The organism is Streptomyces sp. NPDC002130 (assembly GCF_040296465.1).
Lineage (GTDB): Bacteria > Actinomycetota > Actinomycetes > Streptomycetales > Streptomycetaceae > Streptomyces.
On the sequence record NZ_JBEOXI010001295.1, the window covers coordinates 1 to 1,018 of the forward strand.

Genomic DNA, 1,018 nt, shown 5'->3' on the forward strand with positions numbered 1-1,018 from the left:
GCCCGGCCGCGGTTTCGATCTCCGGCATGCCGATCATGGCGGTGTCCTTCCGGCGCGGGGTCGCGGAACGCGCTGTATCGAACCCTGACGCGCGGAGGGTGCCGAGGTCAAAGCGGTGCGCATGCCCTGTGTCACGGACGCACCCGAGCCCGGCGGTTCAGACCTCGCGCCGCACCAGGTACTCCAGCAGCGACCGCAGGCCCCCGACGGCCACCGCTGCCAACGGAGCTCCGGCGAGTGAGGTCTCGACGGCGGTGAGGTGCCGGCGGGCCTCCGCCAGGGCCGCGGCACGGCCGCCCGCCTCCTCGATCAGCGCGGCCGCCGTGTCGGTCGCCGCACCCGGCTCGAGGAGTGCGGCGATCCGGCCGCCCATCGGGGAGCCGAGCGCCACCAGCACCGGGAACGTCTTCTTCCGCTCGCGCAGATCACCGTGGGCCGGTTTGCCGGTGACGCCGGGGTCACCCCAGATGCCCAGCACGTCGTCGACGATCTGGAACGCGACTCCCAGGTGCCGGCCCGCGCGGTCGAGCGCGGCGGCCGTCTCGGGACGGGCACCGCCGAGCACGGCACCGAGCGCCGCCGCACAGCCCAGCAGCGCGCCCGTCTTGTGCTCCGCCATCGCGCGGTATTCGCCGGGTCGTACCCGCTCCGGACCGGTCCACGGGCGGTCGGCGAACAGCAGGTCGTCCGCCTGTCCGCGCACCAGGTCGCCCAGCGCCACGGACAGCGTCCGCACGCCCGCGGCACCACCGGGCTGCGTGGCCAGCGTCTCGACGGCCAGGGCGAACAGGGCGTCGCCCGCCAGCACCGCGGGCCCCGTGCCGTAGGCCCTCCACACGGTCGGGCGGCGGCGCCGGTCCGCGTCGCCGTCCATGATGTCGTCGTGCAGCAGGGAGAAGGTGTGCACCAGTTCCACCGCGACAGCCGCGGCCACCCCGGCCCGGCCCGGCGCGCCGGCGGCCTCGGCGCCGAGCACCGCGAGCGCCTGCCGCACGCCGAGCACGAGGTGGCCCACGTG

Annotated in this window: 1 protein-coding gene; it reads right to left on the bottom strand. The window is 75.9% G+C overall.

The features are described from left to right. Positions 1 to 157: 157 nt before the first annotated feature. Positions 158 to 1,018, bottom strand: an 861-nt coding sequence (locus ABT116_RS50400) for a polyprenyl synthetase family protein (RefSeq protein WP_351648586.1), incomplete at its 5' end; no start/stop codon positions are given.